The 18,093-nt window shown below is 70.0% G+C and carries 15 protein-coding genes; 5 read left to right on the top strand and 10 right to left on the bottom strand.

Features of this window, described 5'->3' with window-relative positions; translation table 11 throughout:
- Nucleotide 1 precedes the first annotated feature (1 nt).
- The 4 genes from EHF44_RS03200 to trpS all read left to right on the top strand — a co-directional run bounded on the left by EHF44_RS03200 (nt 2) and on the right by trpS (nt 4,498).
- On the top strand, nt 2–1,477 hold the full coding sequence (locus EHF44_RS03200; RefSeq protein ID WP_124682409.1) for a peptidylprolyl isomerase: 1,476 nt from the start codon (nt 2–4) through the stop codon (nt 1,475–1,477).
- Between the two features lie 18 nt (nt 1,478–1,495).
- Nucleotides 1,496–2,560, top strand: a complete 1,065-nt coding sequence (pdxA, locus tag EHF44_RS03195; protein WP_124682408.1) for a 4-hydroxythreonine-4-phosphate dehydrogenase PdxA — start codon at nt 1,496–1,498, stop codon at nt 2,558–2,560.
- Between the two features lie 3 nt (nt 2,561–2,563).
- Nucleotides 2,564–3,406 carry a 16S rRNA (adenine(1518)-N(6)/adenine(1519)-N(6))-dimethyltransferase RsmA gene (rsmA, locus tag EHF44_RS03190; protein WP_124682407.1) on the top strand — a complete coding sequence of 281 codons (843 nt, stop codon included), beginning with the start codon at nt 2,564–2,566 and terminating at the stop codon, nt 3,404–3,406.
- Nucleotides 3,407–3,469: 63 nt separating this feature from the next.
- Complete coding sequence (gene trpS, locus EHF44_RS03185) at nt 3,470–4,498, top strand: tryptophan--tRNA ligase (protein ID WP_124682406.1); 1,029 nt, start codon at nt 3,470–3,472, stop codon at nt 4,496–4,498.
- Between the two features lie 67 nt (nt 4,499–4,565).
- Here trpS and EHF44_RS03180 read toward each other — a convergent pair whose 3' ends face one another.
- On the bottom strand, nt 4,566–5,471 hold the full coding sequence (locus EHF44_RS03180; RefSeq protein ID WP_124682405.1) for a DMT family transporter: 906 nt from the start codon (nt 5,469–5,471) through the stop codon (nt 4,566–4,568).
- 20 nt (nt 5,472–5,491) lie between these two features.
- Nucleotides 5,492–5,899, bottom strand: coding sequence for a lactoylglutathione lyase (gene gloA, locus EHF44_RS03175; protein ID WP_124682404.1), 408 nt, complete (start codon nt 5,897–5,899; stop codon nt 5,492–5,494).
- 286 nt (nt 5,900–6,185) lie between these two features.
- On the opposite strand from gloA, the gene EHF44_RS03170 reads away from it, so the two are divergent.
- Complete coding sequence (locus EHF44_RS03170; RefSeq protein ID WP_124682403.1) at nt 6,186–8,918, top strand: autotransporter family protein; 2,733 nt, start codon at nt 6,186–6,188, stop codon at nt 8,916–8,918.
- Between the two features lie 54 nt (nt 8,919–8,972).
- Here EHF44_RS03170 and EHF44_RS03165 read toward each other — a convergent pair whose 3' ends face one another.
- The 8 genes from EHF44_RS03165 to EHF44_RS03130 form a co-directional block, all read right to left on the bottom strand.
- Nucleotides 8,973–9,854: a M48 family metallopeptidase gene (locus EHF44_RS03165; protein WP_124682402.1), complete on the bottom strand. Its 882-nt coding sequence runs from the start codon at nt 9,852–9,854 to the stop codon at nt 8,973–8,975.
- The gene (locus tag EHF44_RS03160) at nt 9,851–10,612 is read right to left on the bottom strand and encodes a lysophospholipid acyltransferase family protein (protein WP_124682401.1); all 762 of its coding nucleotides are present in this window, start codon (nt 10,610–10,612) and stop codon (nt 9,851–9,853) included. Before EHF44_RS03160 ends, EHF44_RS03165 begins: the two co-directional genes overlap by 4 nt.
- A gap of 25 nt (nt 10,613–10,637) precedes the next feature.
- Nucleotides 10,638–11,228, bottom strand: coding sequence for a D-glycero-beta-D-manno-heptose 1,7-bisphosphate 7-phosphatase (gmhB, locus tag EHF44_RS03155; protein ID WP_124682400.1), 591 nt, complete (start codon nt 11,226–11,228; stop codon nt 10,638–10,640).
- 30 nt (nt 11,229–11,258) lie between these two features.
- A complete protein-coding gene (glyS, locus tag EHF44_RS03150) occupies nt 11,259–13,382 on the bottom strand; it encodes a glycine--tRNA ligase subunit beta (RefSeq protein ID WP_124682399.1) in 2,124 nt (707 codons plus the stop codon).
- A gap of 30 nt (nt 13,383–13,412) precedes the next feature.
- Nucleotides 13,413–14,030: a hypothetical protein gene (locus EHF44_RS03145; RefSeq protein WP_124682398.1), complete on the bottom strand. Its 618-nt coding sequence runs from the start codon at nt 14,028–14,030 to the stop codon at nt 13,413–13,415.
- Nucleotides 14,027–14,980 (bottom strand): glycine--tRNA ligase subunit alpha, encoded by a 954-nt coding sequence (glyQ, locus tag EHF44_RS03140; protein ID WP_124682397.1) that lies wholly within the window; start codon nt 14,978–14,980, stop codon nt 14,027–14,029. Before glyQ ends, EHF44_RS03145 begins: the two co-directional genes overlap by 4 nt.
- Before the next feature lie 447 nt (nt 14,981–15,427).
- Nucleotides 15,428–17,065, bottom strand: coding sequence for an apolipoprotein N-acyltransferase (gene lnt / locus EHF44_RS03135; protein ID WP_124682396.1), 1,638 nt, complete (start codon nt 17,063–17,065; stop codon nt 15,428–15,430).
- A complete protein-coding gene (locus tag EHF44_RS03130) occupies nt 17,062–17,949 on the bottom strand; it encodes an HlyC/CorC family transporter (RefSeq protein ID WP_124682395.1) in 888 nt (295 codons plus the stop codon). Before EHF44_RS03130 ends, lnt begins: the two co-directional genes overlap by 4 nt.
- Nucleotides 17,950–18,093 lie beyond the last annotated feature (144 nt).

The raw sequence follows: 18,093 nt of genomic DNA, 5'->3' as shown, positions 1-18,093 counted from the left end.
GATGAAACGTCAAGCTTTTTCGGTAATGTTCCGCCTGAACTCGTGGCAGCAACTGCTGCTCTCCGCGGTGCTGGTCACGCTGGCCGCACCGGCCGCCGCGCAGCTCCGCGCCCCGGGGTCCAGCGGCCGCACGCAGGGCATCTTCATGCCGGGCGGGTCGCCGTCGTCGTCCACGGTGGCGCCGAGCCAGCCACAGCTCGGCGTGCCGCAGCCGGCGCAGAAGCGCTCGCAGCTGGTGGACGAGGTGGTGGCCATCGTCAACAACAGCGTGATCACGCGGCGCGAGCTGCTTGACCGGGCCGACGAGGTCGAGAGCCAGCTCCGCGCGTCCAACCGTCCGGTGCCCGAGCGGCCCGACCTGCTGGGCGAGGTGCTGGAGCGGCTGGTGATGGACCGCGTGCAGACGCAGGCCGCCCAGGACGCCGGCATCAAGGTGACCGACCAGGAAGTGGACCGCGCGATCGAATCGGTCGCGCAGCAGAACAAGATGTCCGCCACCGAGCTGCGCCGCCGCGTGGAAGCCAGCGGCATGACGTGGTCCAAGTACCGCGACGAACTGCGCAAGCAGGTGCAGGTGATCCGCCTGCGCGAGCGCGAGGTCGATTCGAAGGTGCAGGTCTACGACGGCGAGATCGACAACTACCTGGCCGCCCGCAGCGGGCAGTCGGCGGCCACGGGGCCCACCGAGTACAACGTGCAGCAGATCCTGGTGCGCGTGCCCGAGGACGCCTCCGAAGCCCAGAAGGCCCAGTTGAAGGCCAAGGCCCAGGGCCTGCTCAAGCAGGCGCAGGGCGGTGCCGACTTTGCCGAGCTGGCGCGGTCGAATTCCGACGCGCCCGAGGCGGCGCAGGGCGGCGCGATCGGCTTCCGCGAAATTGGCCGCCTGCCGGCGCTGTTCGCCAACGCCATCGTCGACCTGCAGCCGGGCGGCGTGGTGCCGGACGTGGTGGAATCGGCCAACGGCTTTCACGTGCTGAAGCTGGCCGCCAAGCGCACCGGCGCGCCGGCCCAGCAGGCCGCCAGCGACCGCATCACGCAGACGCAGGTGCGTCACATCCTGATCCGCACCGGCCCGAACATGCCCGAGGCCGAAGCCCGCCGGCAGATGACCACGCTGCGCGACCGCCTGACCCACGGCACCGATTTCGCCGATGCGGCGCGGCGCTACTCGCAGGACGGCTCGTCCCAGCAGGGCGGCGAACTGGGCTGGGTGTCGCCGGGCGAACTGGTGCCCGAGTTCGAGCAGGCCATGAACCGCCTGCGTCCGGGCGAGATCTCCGAGCCCGTGGTCACGCAGTTCGGCGTGCACCTGATCCAGGTGGAAAACCGCCGCGAGACCGAGGTATCGGCCGAGAAGCAGCGCGACTTCGCCCGCCAGGAAGTCCGCGAGCAGAAGCTGCGCGCCGCCTATGATGACTGGGTGCGCCAGCTCCGCAGCGCGGCCTACGTGGAATACCGGATCAACCGCCAGCGCTGACGCGCCGGCCAGCCTGCCATGCCCGACCCTGCACCCGCTCCCCTCGCGCTAGCCATCACGACCGGCGAACCCGCCGGCATCGGCCCCGACATCACGATCGGTGCCCTGCTGCAGCTCGTGGGCACCGGCAACGGCATGGGGCAGGGGCACTACCGGTTCCATGTGATCGGGGACGCGCGCCTGCTGGCGCAGCGTGCCCAGGCGCTGGGTGTGGCGCACGCGTGGCAGCGGCGCATCGCCGACGGCCAGGTGGTGGTGGAAGACGTCGCGCTGGGCGTGCCCTGCGCGCCCGGCCAGCTCGACGCGCGCAACGGCCGCTACGTGCTGGCGCTGCTCGATGCCGCCATCGACGGGCTACGCGATGGCCGCTATGCCGCCATGGTCACCGCGCCGGTGCAGAAGAGCACGATCAACGACGCCGGCGTGCCGTTCACGGGCCATACCGAATACCTGGCCGAGCGGGCCGCCGTGCCGCGCGTGGTGATGATGCTGGCCGGCCCGCAGCCCGCGCATGACAACGCGATGCTGCGCGTGGCGCTGGCCACCACGCACTTGCCGCTGCGCGCGGTGCCCGACGCGCTGGCCGTGCCGATGCTGCTGGAAACGCTGACCATCGTCGACCACGACCTGCGGCGCCACTTCGGCATCGCGCGGCCGCGCATCCTGGTGACCGGCCTCAACCCGCATGCCGGCGAGTCCGGCCACATGGGCCGCGAGGAAATCGACATCATCTCGCCCGCGCTGGCGCTGGCCGTCGACGCCGGCATCGACGCGCGCGGCCCCTATCCCGCCGACACGCTGTTCCAGCCGCGCCACCTGCGCGATGCCGACTGCGTGCTGGCGATGTACCATGACCAGGGACTGGCGCCGCTCAAGTACGGCACCTTCGGCCACGGCGTCAATGTCACGCTGGGCCTGCCCTTTATCCGCACATCGGTGGACCACGGCACCGCGCTCGACCTGGCCGGCAGCGGCCGGGCCGAGCACGGCAGCATGATCGAGGCCATCCGGTGCGCCACTTTGATGGCTGGCCACGCCAGCGGACGCCACGGCAACGGCGCGTCCGCCAACGGCCGCCACTGACCTATGCGTTCAAACGTGCACCAGGGCCATGTGGCCCGCAAACGATTCGGGCAGAACTTCCTGGTCGACGACGGCATCATCTACGGCATCGTCAACGCGATCGACCCGCAGCCGGACGACGTCGTCGTCGAGATCGGCCCGGGCCTGGGCGCGCTGACCAACCCGCTGCTCGAACGCCTGCCCGCCATGCAGGTGGTGGAACTCGACCGCGACCTCGTCGAGCGCCTGCGCAACCGCTACACCGACCGCCTGACCGTCCATGCCGGCGACGCGCTGGCATTCGATTTCGGGCAGCTCAAGCAGGCCGGCCGCGCGCTGCGCATCGTCGGCAACCTGCCGTACAACATCTCCAGCCCGCTGCTGTTCCACCTGATGGATTTTGCCGATGTGGTGCGCGACCAGCACTTCATGCTGCAGAAGGAGGTGGTCGAGCGCATGGTGGCCGAGCCCGGCAGCAAGGTGTTTGGCCGGCTGTCGATCATGCTGCAGGTGCGCTACCACATGGAACACGTGCTCGACGTGCCGCCCGCGTCGTTCAACCCGCCGCCCAAGGTCGATTCGGCCGTGGTGCGCATGATCCCGTGGCCGCGCGGCGAGGACGGCGCGCTGCAATCGCCGTACCCGGCCTGCGACCCCGAAGTGCTTGGCGACGTGGTGACGGCGGCGTTCTCGCAGCGCCGCAAGGTGCTGCGCAACACGCTGTCGTTCCTGCGTGACCAGGTCGACTTCGACGCGCTCGGCTTCGACCTGGGCCGCCGCGCCGAGGAAGTGCCGGTGGCCGAGTACGTCGAGCTGGCGCGCATCGTCGGCAAGGGCGCGGCGCCGCCCGCCCGCGGCGTGGCCTGAGGCCGGCCGCCGCCCACAGCATTCCCAGAACCCCCGAACATTCCCGAAGCTTTCGCGACGCTCATGACCGAACCGACCAAGACCGACCCGCGTCCCGTCATCCTGACCGGCGACCGCCCGACCGGCCCGCTGCACCTGGGCCACTACGTGGGCTCCCTAAAGAGCCGCGTGGCCCTGCAGGAAACGCATCGCCAGTACGTGCTGCTGGCCGACACGCAGGCGATGACCGACAACGCCCACGATCCGGACAAGGTGCGCCGCAACGTGCTGGAAGTGGCGCTGGACTACCTGGCCGTCGGCATCGACCCGGCCAAGACCACGATCACGGTGCAGTCGCACCTGCCGGCGCTGGCCGAGCTGACGCTGATGTACCTGAACTTCGTCACGGTGTCGCGCCTGGAGCGCAACCCGACGATCAAGGAAGAGATCCAGGCGCGCGGCTTTGGCCGTGACATCCCGGCCGGCTTCCTGTGCTACCCGGCGTCGCAGGCCGCCGACATCACCGGCTTCAAGGCCGTGCTGGTGCCGGTGGGCGAGGACCAGGCGCCGCTGATCGAGCAGACCAACGAGATCGTGCGCCGCATCAACCACCAGGTGGGCCGCGACGTGCTGCCCGAGGCCGCCGCGCTGATTCCCAAGCACGGCCGCCTGCCGGGCGTCGATGGCAAGGCGAAGATGAGCAAGTCGCAGGGCAACGCCATCCCGCTGGGGGCGTCGCCGGACCAGATCCGCGAGGCCGTGCACAAGATGTACACCGACCCGAACCACCTGAAAGTGTCGGACCCCGGCCAGGTGGAGGGCAACGTCGTGTTCACGTACCTGGATGCGTTCGATCCCAACGTCGAGGAAGTGCAGGCGCTCAAGGATCACTACCAGCGCGGCGGCCTGGGCGACATGGTGCTCAAGCGCCGGGTGGAAGGCATCCTGCAGGAAATGCTGCGCCCGATCCGCGAGCGCCGCGAGGCGCTGGCGAAGGACCCGGGCTACGTGTTCGACATCCTGCGCAAGGGTACCGAGGTCAGCCGCGAACTGACCCAGCAGACGCTGGACGAAGTGCGTGGCGCGCTGGGCATGTTCTCGTTCCCGCGCTAAACCCGTCCGTTACCGTCCCTCCGCCGCCTGGCGGAGGGGCCGGCCAGCCCCCTCCCAGCCGCGGGCGTCAGCCCCGCCGGTTCACCAGCACGATTCCCGCCAGCACCAGCACCGCCGCCACGGCGAAGCGCAGGGCGACCTGGTCGTGCATCAGCAGCACGCCGAATGCCACGCCGAACAGCGGCGTCAGGAACGAGAAGACCGACAGCCGCGACGCCAGGTACTGGCGCAGCAGCCAGAACCAGATCAGGTAGCTGGCAAAGGCGATCAGCACCGACTGGTAGAACAGGCTGGCCACCACGAAGCCGGTGACTTCCACGCGGTGGACCTGTCCGGCCGCCAGCGCCATCGCCAGCAGCAGCACCGCCGACACCGCCAGCTGGTACAGCAGCGTCTTGCTGGCCGGCGCGTGGGACAGCTTGCTGCCGCGCACGAGGATCGTCGTGGCGGCCCAGAGCGCGCCGGCCAGCACGCCCAGCGCGTCGCCGAACAGCGTGCCGCCCTGCGCCGACGGCGAGACGATGCCATCGGCAAATGCCAGCACCATGCCGACGAAGGCCAGCACCACGCCGGCCCACTGGGCGCGCTGCAGGTGCTCGCCGGCGACGAACAGGTGCAGGCCCAGCGCCGTGAAGATCGGCGCGGTGTACAGGAACACCGCCATGCGCGACGCGGTGGTGTGTCCCAGCCCGACGAAGATGCAGAAGAACTCGGCGCCGAACAGCAGCCCGGCGCCGATGCCCGCGCGCAGCGTGCCGTCGCGTTCCCAGAGCGGGGTGCCGCGCCAGGCGGCAAACGCAAAGACCAGCAGCGCGGCGATGGCGGAGCGGACGCCGGCCTGCAGCACGGCGCCCATCAAGGGGGCGGTGACCTTGATCACCACCTGCTGGAGTCCCCATGCGGCGCACAGCAGCACCATCAGGCCGATGGCCGTGCTGTCCAGCGGGCGCCTTGTTATCGTTTGTGTACCCATCGCGGCGTGGCGTACGCCGCTTACGGGCGCGCCGCGTCGCGCGTGGAATTGCGCTCGATCAGCTCGATCTTGTAGCCGTCCGGGTCTTCCACAAACGCGATCACGGTGGTGCCGCCCTTGACCGGGCCGGCCTCGCGCGTGACCTTGCCGCCGGCGGCGCGGATACGCTCGCACGCCTCGGCGGCGTTCGGGGTCTCCAGCGCAATATGGCCGTAGGCCGTGCCCAGGTCGTACTGATCCACGCCGTAGTTGTAGGTCAGCTCCAGCACCGCGGTCTCGCTCTCGGGGCCGTAGCCGACAAAGGCCAGGCGGTACTTGTACTCGGGATTGTCGCTCTCGCGCAGCAGCTGCATGCCCAGCACGCGCGTGTAGAAGTCGATCGAGCGCTGGTAGTCGCCAACGCGCAGCATGGTGTGAAGGAGTCGCATAGGGGGGCCTTGGGTTGTTATGGCTGCGGAATCCGCCATTTTAGTCCCGTCGGCCGACATCCGCCGAGGACGCTAAATTCCCCTTGCGACAAATTTCAGGACGCCACGCCGGGGGCCGGGGCCGGCAAGTTGCTACAGTGAAGCTACCTGCACCGCATGTGCGGGGTCGCCTACGCCGTCTTGACGGCGCGGCAGCGCCGAAGATCGCGGCAGCGACTTTCCCTGACAGGAGAGACACTGTATGACGCGATGTTTCCGACGCAGCGCCTTCAAGGCGCGAATCTGCATGCTCGCAGTCTGCGCCGCCGGCGAAGCGCACGCGGCGGCTTGTCCGCCCCCGGCGTCCGGCGCCACGTCGTATGTCGCGGATGGCTGCGACGGCACCGTCGCCGGCGGAACATTCGACACCGGCGCCACGGCCAACGCGCTGGTATTCCAGGCGGTCAACAACGGCAGCATCACGACCACGGCCCCGGTGACGCTGCGCGCCGGCGGCGACGGCGCGACGGGCGCATATGCCAGCGCGGGCGGCGCCATCCGCCTCGACGCGCCCGGCAGCACGCTGAGCTTGTCGGGCGCCGATGCGCGCGGCGTGCATGCGTCGGGCACGGGTGCCGTGGTGTCGGGCCAGGCCGCCATCACCACCACCGGCGCCAGCGCCCACGCGGCGCTGGCCACCGACGGCGGCCTTGTGCAGTTGCGCGATTCGGTGCTGGCGACGCAGGGCCAGGACGCGGCCGGCATCGCCGTCTCGTCCGGGCGCGTCGAACTGCTCGGCGCCAGCGCCATCACCACCACGGGGCTGGCCGCGCCGGGCGTGGTCCAGACCGGCACGCTCGGCTCGGTCCTGGTCGATGGACAGGCGGGCCGGGCGAGCATCCGCACCACGGGCCGCGAAGCGCCGGGCGTGGCGGTGCTGTCGCCCGGCAACGTCCATTTGCGCAACGTCGACGTGTTGTCCGAGAACGATCGCTCGTACGGGCTGTTTGCCTCGGGCGTCGGGGCCAGCGTGACCACGGAAAACACCACCGTGCAGTCGCTGGGCCGGATTGCCAGCGCGGTGGAAGTGCTGGACGGCGCCAGCGCGCGGCTGGTGGGCGGCAGCGTGGCGGCGACCGCGGCGGTGGCCGACGGCATCTCGGTGCTCGGCCCGGGCAGCCGCGTCGACGCCGACGGCACCACGGTCACCGTGAGCGGCCTCTACGCCTACGGCATCCGCGTGCGCGACGGCAGCACGTTCACGCTGTCCAACGGCGCGATCGAAGCCACGGGGCTCTATGGCGTCGGCGTGGTGGCGCTGGGCATCAACGCGCCCACCATGCAGACCGTCACGCTGTCCAACACGCGGCTGAGCACGCTGCTGGGCCCGGCCCTCACGGTCAGCGGCGGCAATGGCGTGATCACGCTGACGGACGCCACGGTCTCGGGCGCGCAGATCTGGCTCGATGTGGAGGGCGACCGGCAGTTCGAGACGCGCGCCGACGTGACGGCCAGCCGGTCCACGCTACGTGGCACGGCCATCCTGATCGATGGCATCGAGGGGGTGCTGCCCACCACGTCGAATGTCACGCTGCGCGACCGCTCCACATGGTGGGTGACCGGCCACTCGCGGCTGACCCGGCTGGACAACGTCGACAGCACCGTGGCGTTCACCCCGCCGGTCGACGGCATCTTCCCGACGCTGACCGTGCGCGACTACGCCGGCAGCGGCGGCACGCTGGTGCTGTCGGCCGCACTGGGCGGCGACGGCTCGCCCGCGAACCGGCTGGTGGTGAATGGCGGCACGGCCAGCGGCGCCACGGCGCTGCGCGTGGTCAACGCCGGCGGCGCCGGGGCGCTGACCAGCGAAGGCATCCGCGTCGTGGAAGTGACCGGCGGCGGCAGCGCGCCGGCCGGCACGTTCGCGCTGGCCGGGCGCGCGGTGGCCGGCCCCTACGAATACCGGCTCTATCGTGGCGGCGTGCGGCAGCCCGACGACGGCAACTGGTACCTGCGCTCGCAGCAGATGCCGGACCCGCCCACGCCACCCGATCCGCCCGTCCCGCCGATCCCGCCGTCGCCCCCCGCGCCGCCCGATCCGCCACGGCCGCTCTACCGGCCCGAAGTGCCGGCCTACATCGCCAACGAACACGCCGCCGCCACGCTGTTCCAGCACAGCCTGCACGACCGCATGGGGCAGTTGCAGTTCTCGGGCGCGCCGGCCGCCTGGCTCAGGCTGGCCGGCAAGACCGGCGAGAGCGGCAGCCGGGGCCACGACTACAGCGCGCGGGCCGATACCGTCGTGCTGCAGGGCGGCGGCGACATCGCGCGCGGGTCGTTGTTCGGCGCGGCGGACCGCCTGCACCTGGGCGCCATGCTGGGCTACGGACACGTGCAGACCGACGGCCTTGCCGCCGGCAACAGCGCGCGGGCCAAGGGCGAGGTGAACGGCTACGGCGTGGGCCTCTATGCCACGTGGTTCGGCCAGGCGACGACGGACCTGGGCCCGTACGTCGACACGTGGTTCCAGTACGCGTGGTTCGACAGCAACGTCCGGGGCGACCAGCTGCCGAAGGTGGACTACCGCAGCCAGGCGTGGAATGCGTCGGTCGAAGCGGGCTGGGCGCTGCCGCTGGGCGCCACGCCATGGCGCGTGGAGCCGCAGGCCCAGGCGGTGTGGGTGCGCCATCGCGGCGTCAGCGTGAACGAACCGGGCGGCACGCAGGTGACGGGCGGCGATACCAAGGGCGTGGTGACGCGGCTTGGCATGCGGGTCTTCCGCACGCTGGAGCGCGACGATGGCGGCCGGCTGCAGCCGTATGCCACGCTGAACTGGTGGCACGACCGCGCGAGTACGTCGATCGGGTTCAGTGACACAGTGCTCGGGCAGCTGTTCCCGCGCGACCGCTACGAGGTCAAGCTCGGCCTGGCCGCCCGGATGGGGCGCGGCTGGACCAGCTGGGGCAACGTGGGCGGGCAGTGGGGCAGCCAGGGCTACCGGCAGTACGCGCTGCGGCTGGGCGCGCGGTATGCGTGGTGAGGGGCGGAAGGGCTGGAAGGGCTGGAAGGGGTGGGCGGGGCAGGGCGCCCCGCCTCAGAACGTCGGCAGCAGTTCGGGGGGATGCGCGCGCAGTTGGGCGCGGGCGTCGCGGAACTCGGGGAAGATTGATGCCACGGTTTCCCAGAAGCGCGGGCCGTGGTTCATCTCCTTGAGGTGGGCCAGCTCGTGCGCGGCCACGTAGTCGATCATCGACAGCGGAAAATGCATGAGCCGCCAGTTCAGCCGGATCTTGCCGTCGGCGGTGCAGCTACCCCACCGCGTGGCGGCGGACGTCAGCGCAAAGCCGGTATGGCGCACGCCGAGCTTGTCGGCGTAGATGTCCAGCCGCTGCGCCAGCAGCCGGCGCGCCTGGTTCTGCAGCCAGCCCTGCACGCGGTCCTTGACCTGCTGCTCGTCGGCGTGGGCGGGCAGGGCCAGGTGCAGCACGCGGGTGTCCGCGTCGAACATCAGCACGCCGGCCGGCGATTCCAGCCGCAGCGTCAGCGGCTGGCCCAGGAACGGCAGTTCGGCGCCGTCGCGCCACTGCACGGTCGGCAGCACGCGCCGCGTCTCGCGGTGGCGCCATTCGCCTAGCTTGGTGAAGATCCAGCGCTGTTTCTCGAAGATGGCGGCCTCGACGTCGGCCTGCGTCACCCAGCGCGGCGCCGTGATCGACAGGCCGCGGTCATCTACGGTGAAGCCAATGGTCCGCCGCGACGAGCGCTTGAGCGAATAGTGCAGCGTGCGTTCCCCCACCTGGAGCCGGCGGCCGTTGGGCAGCGCGGGCGGCCACGGCTCGGCCGGCGGGGCCTGGTCGGGCGCAGGCGCCAGGCCATCCACCGGTACCGGGGGCACGGCGGCCGCTGGCGGCGTGGCATCGGCCAGCGGCAGTTCCAGCTGGGCGCCGGGGTCGGCGGTGGGTCGCAGCAGCTTCATGCGGTGGCCTGGCTCCCGGCGCGGCGGTAGCTTTCCGGGTCGATGCGGCGCATCTCGGTCTCGATCCAGGCCTGCACCTCCTGGTTCAACTGGTCGGCCGTCTTGTTGGCCGACGGGATCGCGTCGCCGATCGAAATCGTCACGGTGCCCGGATGCTTCAGGAATGTGTTGCGCGGCCAGTGGCGGCCCGAATTGACCGCCATCGGGAACACCCACGCGCCGGTTTCCACGGCCAGCCGGGCGCCGCCGCTCTTGTAGCGCGGATGCTCCATGCCGGACGGCGTGCGGGTGCCCTCCGGGAACATGATGATCCAGGCGCCCTCGTTGAGCCGCTCGCGGCCCTGCCGGGCGGCCGACGCAAACGCGCGCGAGCCGTCCTTGCGGTTGATGTGGACCATCTTGAGCATGCCCAGCGCCCAGCCGAAGAACGGCACGAACAGCAGCTCGCGCTTGAACACGAAGCACAGCGGCTTGGGCATCAGCGCCACGTAGGCCACCGTTTCCCAGGCCGACTGGTGCTTGGACAGCAGCACCACGGGCTTGTCCAGCATCGCCAGCATCTTGTCCATGCCCTCGATGCGGTAGTCGATGCCGCAGATCAGCCGCGCGGCGCCGATCACCAGGCGCGGCCAGCCGCGCACGAAGCGGAAGCGGTTTTCCGCGTTCATGAACGGGAAGACGATGAAGCAGGCGCACGCGTAGGGCGGCGTCAGGACGATCAGGTACAGCGCGAACAGCAGGGAGCGGATAAAGGTCATCGGGGGGCGACGATGGGTCGTGATGTCAGGGGGCGGGCGATGCGTGCGCCACGGTCTTGTGCGTGCCTTCGGCGATCAGCCAGCGGGCAAACGCCGCCAGGTCGTCGTGCACGCGGGTGCCGGCCGGCAGGCCGCCCTTTTCCAGCGTGCGCAGGCCCTTGCCGGTGCGCACCAGGTGCGGCACGCAGCCCACGGCCACGCCGGCTTCCAGGTCGCGCAGCGAATCGCCGACGGTCGGCACGTGGCGCAGTTCGATGCCAAAGCGCTCGCCAATCTGCTCGTACAGGCCGGACTTCGGCTTGCGGCAGTCGCAGTTGTCGGCCGCCGTGTGCGGGCAGAAGAACACCGCCTCCACCCGGCCGCCAAGGTTGGCCAGCGCCTTGTACATCTTCTCGTGCATCGCGTTCAGCGCGCTCATCTCGAACAGCCCCCGCCCGATGCCGGACTGGTTGCTGGCGATCACCACGCGGTAGCCGGCCTGGTTCAGCATGGCGATGGCTTCCAGGCTGCCGGCGATCGGCACCCATTCGTCGGGCGTCTTGATGAACTGGTCGCTGTCCAGGTTGACCACGCCGTCGCGGTCCAGGATCACGAACTTGGGCAGGGACTGTGGCATGGCTGCTCTCCGATGCGTGCCGGCCGCGGCTTACGCCGCCAGCTTGGAAATGTCCGCCACGCGGTTGGCCAGGCCGTGCAGCGTGGCCAGCAGCGCCAGGCGGTTGGCGCGCAGCTTCGCGTCGTCGGCCATCACCATCACGTCGTTGAAGAAGCGGTCGACGGCGTCGCGCAGTTGCGCCAGGTCGCGCAGCGCGGCCGTGAAATCGCCGCCGGCGAACGCGGCTTCCACGCCCGGGCGCACGCGCTCGATGGCGGCGTGCAGCGCGCCCTCGGCGGGCTCCTGGAACAGCGCCGTGTCGACGGAGCCGATCGCCTCGTCGGTCTTCTTCAGGATGTTCGTGATGCGCTTGTTGGCGGCGGCCAGCGCCTCGGCCTCGGGCAGCGCGGCAAACGTGCGCACGGCCTCCATGCGGGCCAGCACGTCGTGCAGCGACTGCGGGCGCAGGCTGACCACGGCTTCCACCTCGTTCGTGGTGTAGCCCTTGTCCTTCAGGTAGCCGCGCACGCGGTCATAGAGGAAGTCGGCAATCGCGTCGCGCGCCGGCTTGACGGCGGCGATGCCCGCGAACGCCTGCTCGGTCAGCGCCAGCAGCGTGTCCAGCGGCACCGCCAGCGGCTTTTCGATCAGCATGCGCAGGATGCCCAGTGCGTGGCGGCGCAGCGCGAACGGGTCCTTCTCGCCGGTCGGCTGCAGGCCGATGCCCCAGATGCCCACCAGCGTTTCGAGCTTGTCGGCCAGCGCCACGGCCGTGCTGACGTTGCCCGCGGGCAGCGCGTCGCCGGCAAAGCGCGGGCGGTAGTGTTCGGAGCACGCCAGCGCCACGTCCTCGGCCTCGTCGTCGTGGCGGGCGTAGTAGGTGCCCATCGTGCCCTGCAGCTCGGGAAACTCGCCAACCATGTCGGTCAGCAGGTCGGCCTTCGCCAGCTCGGCGCCGCGCATGGCGGCGGCCTTGTCGACGCTGGCCCCGGCGGCGTTCATGGCGTCGGCCACGTGGCCGGCAATCTGCTGCAGCCGCTGCACGCGGTCGAGCTGGCTGCCGATCTTGTTGTGGTAGACCACGTTGGCCAGCTGCGGCACGCGCGACGCCAGCGACTTCTTGCGGTCCTGGTCGAAGAAGAACTTGGCATCGGCCAGGCGCGGGCGCACCACGCGCTCGTTGCCCGAGATGATCGACTCCGGCGTGTCGGTGGCCAGGTTCGACACGATCAGGAAGCGGTTGCGCAGGTGCCCGGCGGCGTCGGTCAGCGCAAAGTACTTCTGGTTGGTCTGCATCGTCAGGATCAGGCACTCCTGCGGCACGGCCAGGAACGCCTGCTCGAAGTGGCACGGGTAGACCACGGGCCATTCGACCAGCGAGTTGACCTCGTCGAGCAGCGCATCGGGCATCACCACTTGGTCGGCGCCCGCTTCCTTGAGCAGCGCGGTGCGGATGCGCTCGCGGCGGTCGGCATAGCTGGCCACCACGCGGCCGCGCGATTCCAGCAGGCCGGCATACTCGGCGGCGTGCGGAATCTCGATCGTGCCCTGCGACAGGAAGCGGTGGCCCTGCGTCACGTTACCGGCCGGCAGGCCCAGCACCGACACCGGCACCACTTCGGCACCGTACAGCGCGATCAGGCTGTGCGCCGGGCGCACGAAATGCACGGTCTCGCCGTCCGGGCGCTGGTAGCTCATCACCTTCGGGATGGGCAGCTTGCCCAGCGTGTCGTCCAGCGCGGCCTGCAGGCCGTCGGCCAGCACCGCGCCCTTGGCGGTATAGCGATAGAAGAACGCCTCGGCCTTGCCGTCGGATGCGCGCTCCAGCGTCTGCCAGTCGATCTCGGCCACGCCGACGGACTTGGCCAGCGCGGCCAGCTTCTTGCCCAACGGGGCGGTGGGGGCGCCATTGGCGTCCAGCGCCACGGTCAGCGGCAGCACCTTTTCGCGCTGCTCGCGGTCCGGCGCGGTGCGGCGCACGCCGGTCACCAGCGCGGCCAGGCGGCGCGGCGTGGCAAACGGCGTCACGGCGGCGCCGGCTTCGAGCAGGTCCCGCGCGCCGAGGCCGTCGAACAGGCCCTGGGCGAAGGCGTCGCCCAGGCGGGCCAGCGCCTTCGGCGGCAGTTCTTCGGTGAACAGTTCGATCAGCAGCGAATCGGTCATGGGTTGCGACATGAATCTATCCAACAGGTATGGGCGCGCGCGTCAGCAGCGCGGCGCGAGATTGGGTTCCACGCCAGACAGCAGCCACAGGCCGTTCTGCTGGCGGAATTGCAGCGTGGTGTAGGCGCATTGCGCGGCCACGCCGGACGCGCCGCGCGCACCGGCCGCCGGAAAGCGCGCGTCGATGCGGTGCGAGCGGCGGTCGTAGCGGATCTCGTCGATGCGCCCGCCCACCCAGAAGTCGATCTTCGCCGGGAGCTGGGTGGCCGAGTAGTAGGTGCGCACGGTGCGGCGCGAGCGGCCGGCGCGCTCTTCCCATTCCACCCACTGCAGCGGGTAGCGGATGGCGCTCTCGTAGGCGCGCAGCGGCACGCGGTGCCAGCCGAGGTCGCGCGAGCCCGAGAGGTCGCACGAGAACGAGCGCACGAGCTGCGTCCACTGGTCGATCGACGTCAGCGACGGCCGCCAGTGCCGCGTGATGGCCTGCTGCAGTGCCTGGGCGTCGGCCTCGCAGATGTTGGCCAGCTCCGCCGGCAGGTACAGGGCCTGCGGGGAGGGCGCGGGGACGGCGCGGGCGGCGGCAACGGCGCCGGTGGGCGACAGCGCCACCGGCAGGGCGAACGCGGCCAGCGCCAGGGCGCCGCGCACGCGGGCCGTCATGCGCGGGCCCCGTTGTTGCACATCGGGAAGCCCAGCGCCTGGCGCGAATCGAAATACGCCTGCGCCACGGCGCGCGACAGGTTGCGGATGCGGCCGATGTAGGCGGCCCGCTCGGTCACCGAGATCGCGCCGCGCGCGTCCAGCAGGTTGAACGTGTGGGCGGCCTTGAGCACCTGCTCGTAGGCCGGCAGCGCCAGGCGGGTGTCGGTGGTCTTCGGCGTGCCGTCGTCGTTCTTCTCGCCGGTATCGCCCATCAGCCGCCGGGCCTCGCTCTCATGCTCGGCGAAGTGGCGGAACAGGATGTCGGTGTTGCTGTGCTCGAAGTTGTAGGTGGACTGTTCCACCTCGTTCTGATGGTAGACGTCGCCGTAGGTCAGGCGGCGCGTGACGCCGTTCTCTTCCCACTCGGTCCAGACCAGGTCGTAGACGTTTTCCACCTTCTGCAGGTACATCGCCAGGCGCTCGATGCCGTAGGTGATCTCGCCCGTGATCGGCTTGCAGTCGATGCCGCCCACCTGCTGGAAGTAGGTGAACTGGGTCACTTCCATGCCGTTGAGCCAGACTTCCCAGCCCAGGCCCCAGGCGCCGAGCGTGGGGTTTTCCCAGTCGTCCTCGACAAAGCGGATGTCGTTCTGCTTCAGGTCCAGGCCCAGCGCCTCCAGCGAGCCCAGGTAGAGCTCCAGGATGTTCTCGGGCGCGGGCTTGAGCACCACCTGGTACTGGTAGTAGTGCTGCAGCCGGTTCGGATTCTCGCCATAACGGCCGTCCTTGGGGCGGCGCGACGGCTGCACGTAGGCGGCGCGCCACGGCTCCGGGCCGATCGCGCGCAGGAACGTGTGCACGTGCGACGTGCCGGCGCCGACCTCCAGATCGATCGGTTGCAGCAACGCGCAACCCTGCCGGTCCCAGTAGGCCTGCAGGGTGAGAATCATTTGTTGGAAGGTCAGCATAGGAATACGAAAAGGAAAGCCGGCGGGCAAGTGCGCGAACCGTCTCGCGCGGGGTTTGCCAAACCTTGGATTCTATCGGGTTTTTGCCCCCGTTCCGCCGGGCCGGGGCAGGAAAAGCAGGCCGGACGGCACGGATCGTGCATGGGACGGCCATGTCGGGCGGGCGCAACGGGTCGGGTAAATCCTGACAGGGGATTCAGAACCGTCTGATAGTTGCCGATACCGTTTTTGTATACAGTGGTCGCACGCAGTCACCGCAATACAAACCAGATGACTGCCAGGCCGGACCGGCTGCCCCGCAACGCTTCAGCGGGCCAGGCGGGACGGGCTCGAAACAACAACTTCAAGGGGATTGGTCATGTCGCTGCTTTCTCGCAAACCTTACCTCGTCGCCATCGCCGTGATGGCGGCCGCCGCCGCCGTGTCGATGGCTACCTCGCTGGTCGGCTAGGCCCCGCGCCGGCGCTGCGCCCGCAGCGCCAGCAGCAGCACCAGCACGCTGCCGGCCAGTGCCGGCACGTTGCCCCAGCGGATATACGGCGTCAGGCCTTGCATGCCCTGCACGTCGGCCGCAAGCGTGCCCGCTTCGAACGTCGGCAACCTCGCCTGGACCGTGCCGTCCGGCCGCACCACGGCCGTCATGCCCGTATTGGTCGCCCGCAGCATCGGCCTGCGCATTTCCAGCGCGCGCATGCGCGAGATCTGCAGGTGCTGGTCCAGCGCGATCGTGTCGCCGAACCAGGCCAGGTTGGTCACGTTCGCCAGCAGGTTGGCCGGCGTGGCCTGTTGCCGCAGCGTGGTGGCGATTTCCTCGCCGAACAGATCCTCGTAGCAGATGTTGGGCGCCACGTGGATGCCGCGCACCGGCACGGCGGGCTGGTCCAGCGTGCCGCGCCGGAAGTCGCCGAGCGGCATCTTCATCATGTCCACGAACCAGCGGAATCCGAACGGGATGAACTCGCCGAACGGCACCAGATGGTGCTTGTTGTAGCGGTACAGCTCGTGCTGCTCGGGGCCGATGGCGAACACGCTGTTGGTGAAATCCACCGGCGAATCGGCGCCGGCCGCGCCAAATACCACGGTCGTGCCGGTCTGCTCCATATAGGTGCGGACCGCCTTGGCGATGTCCAGCGGCAGGTCCTGCAGGATCACCGGGAACGCGGTTTCCGGCGTGACCACGAGGTCGGCCGGCGCGGCGGTGATCATGTCGCGGTACAGCTCCAGCGAGCGCTGGATGCCGACCGGCTCGAACTTGATGTCCTGCGCCACATTGCCCTGCAGCAGCCGGACGCTGATCGGCTGGCCGATGGGCGTCGTATAAGCCACGCGCGACAGCGTCAGGCCGCCGCCGAGCATCCCGACGACCAGCCCGGCCGCCCACGCCACCGTGCGCGTCGCGCCGGGTGCCGACCGCCGCAGCGCTGCCCGGACGGCCGCCACCAGCAGGGCCGCCGCCGAAGCGGCCAGGAATGCGATGCCATAGACGCCGATCACCGGTGCGAAGCCCGCCAGCGGGCCATCGGTGTGCGGATAGCCGCTGCCGAGCCACGGGAAGCCCGTGAACACGACGCCGCGCAGCCATTCCGACAGCGCCCACGCCGCGCCAAACGCCAGCGCCGCCAGCACGCCATCGCGGCCGCGCCGGGTCAGCCAGTGCCAGGTGCCGGCCGCCAGCGCGGGCCAGATCGACAGATAGCCGGCGAACAGCACCACGGCCAGCGCGGCCATCCATGCCGGCATCTCGCCGTAGACGTGCATGCTGATGTAGAGCCACCAGATGCCGGACAGGAACCAGCCCATGCCGAACGCGTAGGCCGTCGCCGCCGCCGCGCGGGGGCGCGGTGCATCGGCAACCAGCGCCACCAGCCCGGCCAGCGACAGGATCTGCAGCCACCACCAGTCATGCGGGGCGAACGCCTGGGTATGCGCCACGCCCAGCACGGCGGCCAGCAGCAGGCGCGACAGCGCGCCGCGGGCCACGGCGGGCCGGGCGCCGGCAGGCATGGAAGAAGGGGAAGCAGGGTTGCCGATCGTCGGATCGGCGCGATGGGTACCCACGGCGTCGGGCGCGCCGGCGCGCTTCATGCGTCGGCCACGCCGTCGGTCTCTGCCGGGGCCTCCCGGCGCACCTGCAGCAGGTGTACCTGCCGCGCGTCGGCCCGCAGCACCTCGAACCGGATCGGCGGCAATGTGATGATTTCGCCACGATGCGGCACGTGGCCCACGTGGTTGGTCAGCAGGCCGCCCACGGTATCGACGTCCTCGTTCGAGAACGCCGTGCCGAATGCCTCGTTGAAATGCTCGATCTCGGTGAGCCCGCGCACGCGCCAGGCGCCGTCGCTGGTCGGCAGGATCATGTCCTGGTCCTCGTCGAGGTCGAACTCGTCCTCGATGTCGCCAACGATCTGCTCCAGCACGTCCTCGATCGTCACCAGCCCGGCCACGCCGCCGTACTCGTCCACGACGATCGCAATATGGTTGCGATTGATCCGGAATTCACGCAGCAGGATGTTCAGCCGCTTCGACTCGGGGATGAACACGGCCGGCCGCAGCGTTTCGCGCAGGTCGAACTCCGCGTCGGTGTAGTACCGCAGCAGGTCCTTGGCCAGCAGGATGCCGATGATGTTGTCGCGGTTGCCCTCGTACACCGGAAACCGCGAGTGCGCGGTCTGCTGCATGAACGGGATGAACGTTTCTGGCGCATCGGCGATGTTGACCGCGTCCATCTGGGCCCGGGGCACCATGATGTCGCGCGCGGTCAGCTCCGACACCTGGAACACGCCCTCGATCATCGAGAGCGAATCGGCATCGATCAGGTTGCGCTCATGCGCGTCCTGCAGCACTTCGAGAAGTTCGGCGCGGGTGTCCGGCTCGGGAGAGATGAAATCCGAAAGGCGTTCGAGAAGGGATCGGGGCCGATCCGGCTGCTTGAAGTGGGCAGCCTTCGAACTGGGATAGGGGTCGTTCATGTCGCGGCGAGCGCGTGGTGGAGATCGTCTGAAGCATACACTAAAAGGCTTGCAGCCCCGTGACGGGGGGATGACGGGTGGCGGGGGCGGCGCTTTGCCCGCCCGTGCGACCGGCGGACCTGACGGCTCTCAGGAAACTCGCCA

Source organism: Cupriavidus pauculus, from assembly GCF_003854935.1.
GTDB classification, from domain to species: domain Bacteria; phylum Pseudomonadota; class Gammaproteobacteria; order Burkholderiales; family Burkholderiaceae; genus Cupriavidus; species Cupriavidus pauculus_C.
This window is presented reverse-complemented; position numbering and strand designations above follow the sequence as displayed.

What these genes read in the sequence shown, in the direction of transcription:
- EHF44_RS03200 (WP_124682409.1), top strand. Translation starts at nt 2, where the DNA reads ATGAAACGTCAAGCTTTTTCGGTAATGTTCCGCCTGAACTCGTGGCAG.
- pdxA (WP_124682408.1), top strand. Translation starts at nt 1,496, where the DNA reads ATGCCCGACCCTGCACCCGCTCCCCTCGCGCTAGCCATCACGACCGGC.
- rsmA (WP_124682407.1), top strand. Translation starts at nt 2,564, where the DNA reads ATGCGTTCAAACGTGCACCAGGGCCATGTGGCCCGCAAACGATTCGGG.
- trpS (WP_124682406.1), top strand. Translation starts at nt 3,470, where the DNA reads ATGACCGAACCGACCAAGACCGACCCGCGTCCCGTCATCCTGACCGGC.
- EHF44_RS03180 (WP_124682405.1), bottom strand. Translation starts at nt 5,471, where the DNA reads ATGGGTACACAAACGATAACAAGGCGCCCGCTGGACAGCACGGCCATC.
- gloA (WP_124682404.1), bottom strand. Translation starts at nt 5,899, where the DNA reads ATGCGACTCCTTCACACCATGCTGCGCGTTGGCGACTACCAGCGCTCG.
- EHF44_RS03170 (WP_124682403.1), top strand. Translation starts at nt 6,186, where the DNA reads ATGCTCGCAGTCTGCGCCGCCGGCGAAGCGCACGCGGCGGCTTGTCCG.
- EHF44_RS03165 (WP_124682402.1), bottom strand. Translation starts at nt 9,854, where the DNA reads ATGAAGCTGCTGCGACCCACCGCCGACCCCGGCGCCCAGCTGGAACTG.
- EHF44_RS03160 (WP_124682401.1), bottom strand. Translation starts at nt 10,612, where the DNA reads ATGACCTTTATCCGCTCCCTGCTGTTCGCGCTGTACCTGATCGTCCTG.
- gmhB (WP_124682400.1), bottom strand. Translation starts at nt 11,228, where the DNA reads ATGCCACAGTCCCTGCCCAAGTTCGTGATCCTGGACCGCGACGGCGTG.
- glyS (WP_124682399.1), bottom strand. Translation starts at nt 13,382, where the DNA reads ATGTCGCAACCCATGACCGATTCGCTGCTGATCGAACTGTTCACCGAA.
- EHF44_RS03145 (WP_124682398.1), bottom strand. Translation starts at nt 14,030, where the DNA reads ATGACGGCCCGCGTGCGCGGCGCCCTGGCGCTGGCCGCGTTCGCCCTG.
- glyQ (WP_124682397.1), bottom strand. Translation starts at nt 14,980, where the DNA reads ATGCTGACCTTCCAACAAATGATTCTCACCCTGCAGGCCTACTGGGAC.
- lnt (WP_124682396.1), bottom strand. Translation starts at nt 17,065, where the DNA reads ATGAAGCGCGCCGGCGCGCCCGACGCCGTGGGTACCCATCGCGCCGAT.
- EHF44_RS03130 (WP_124682395.1), bottom strand. Translation starts at nt 17,949, where the DNA reads ATGAACGACCCCTATCCCAGTTCGAAGGCTGCCCACTTCAAGCAGCCG.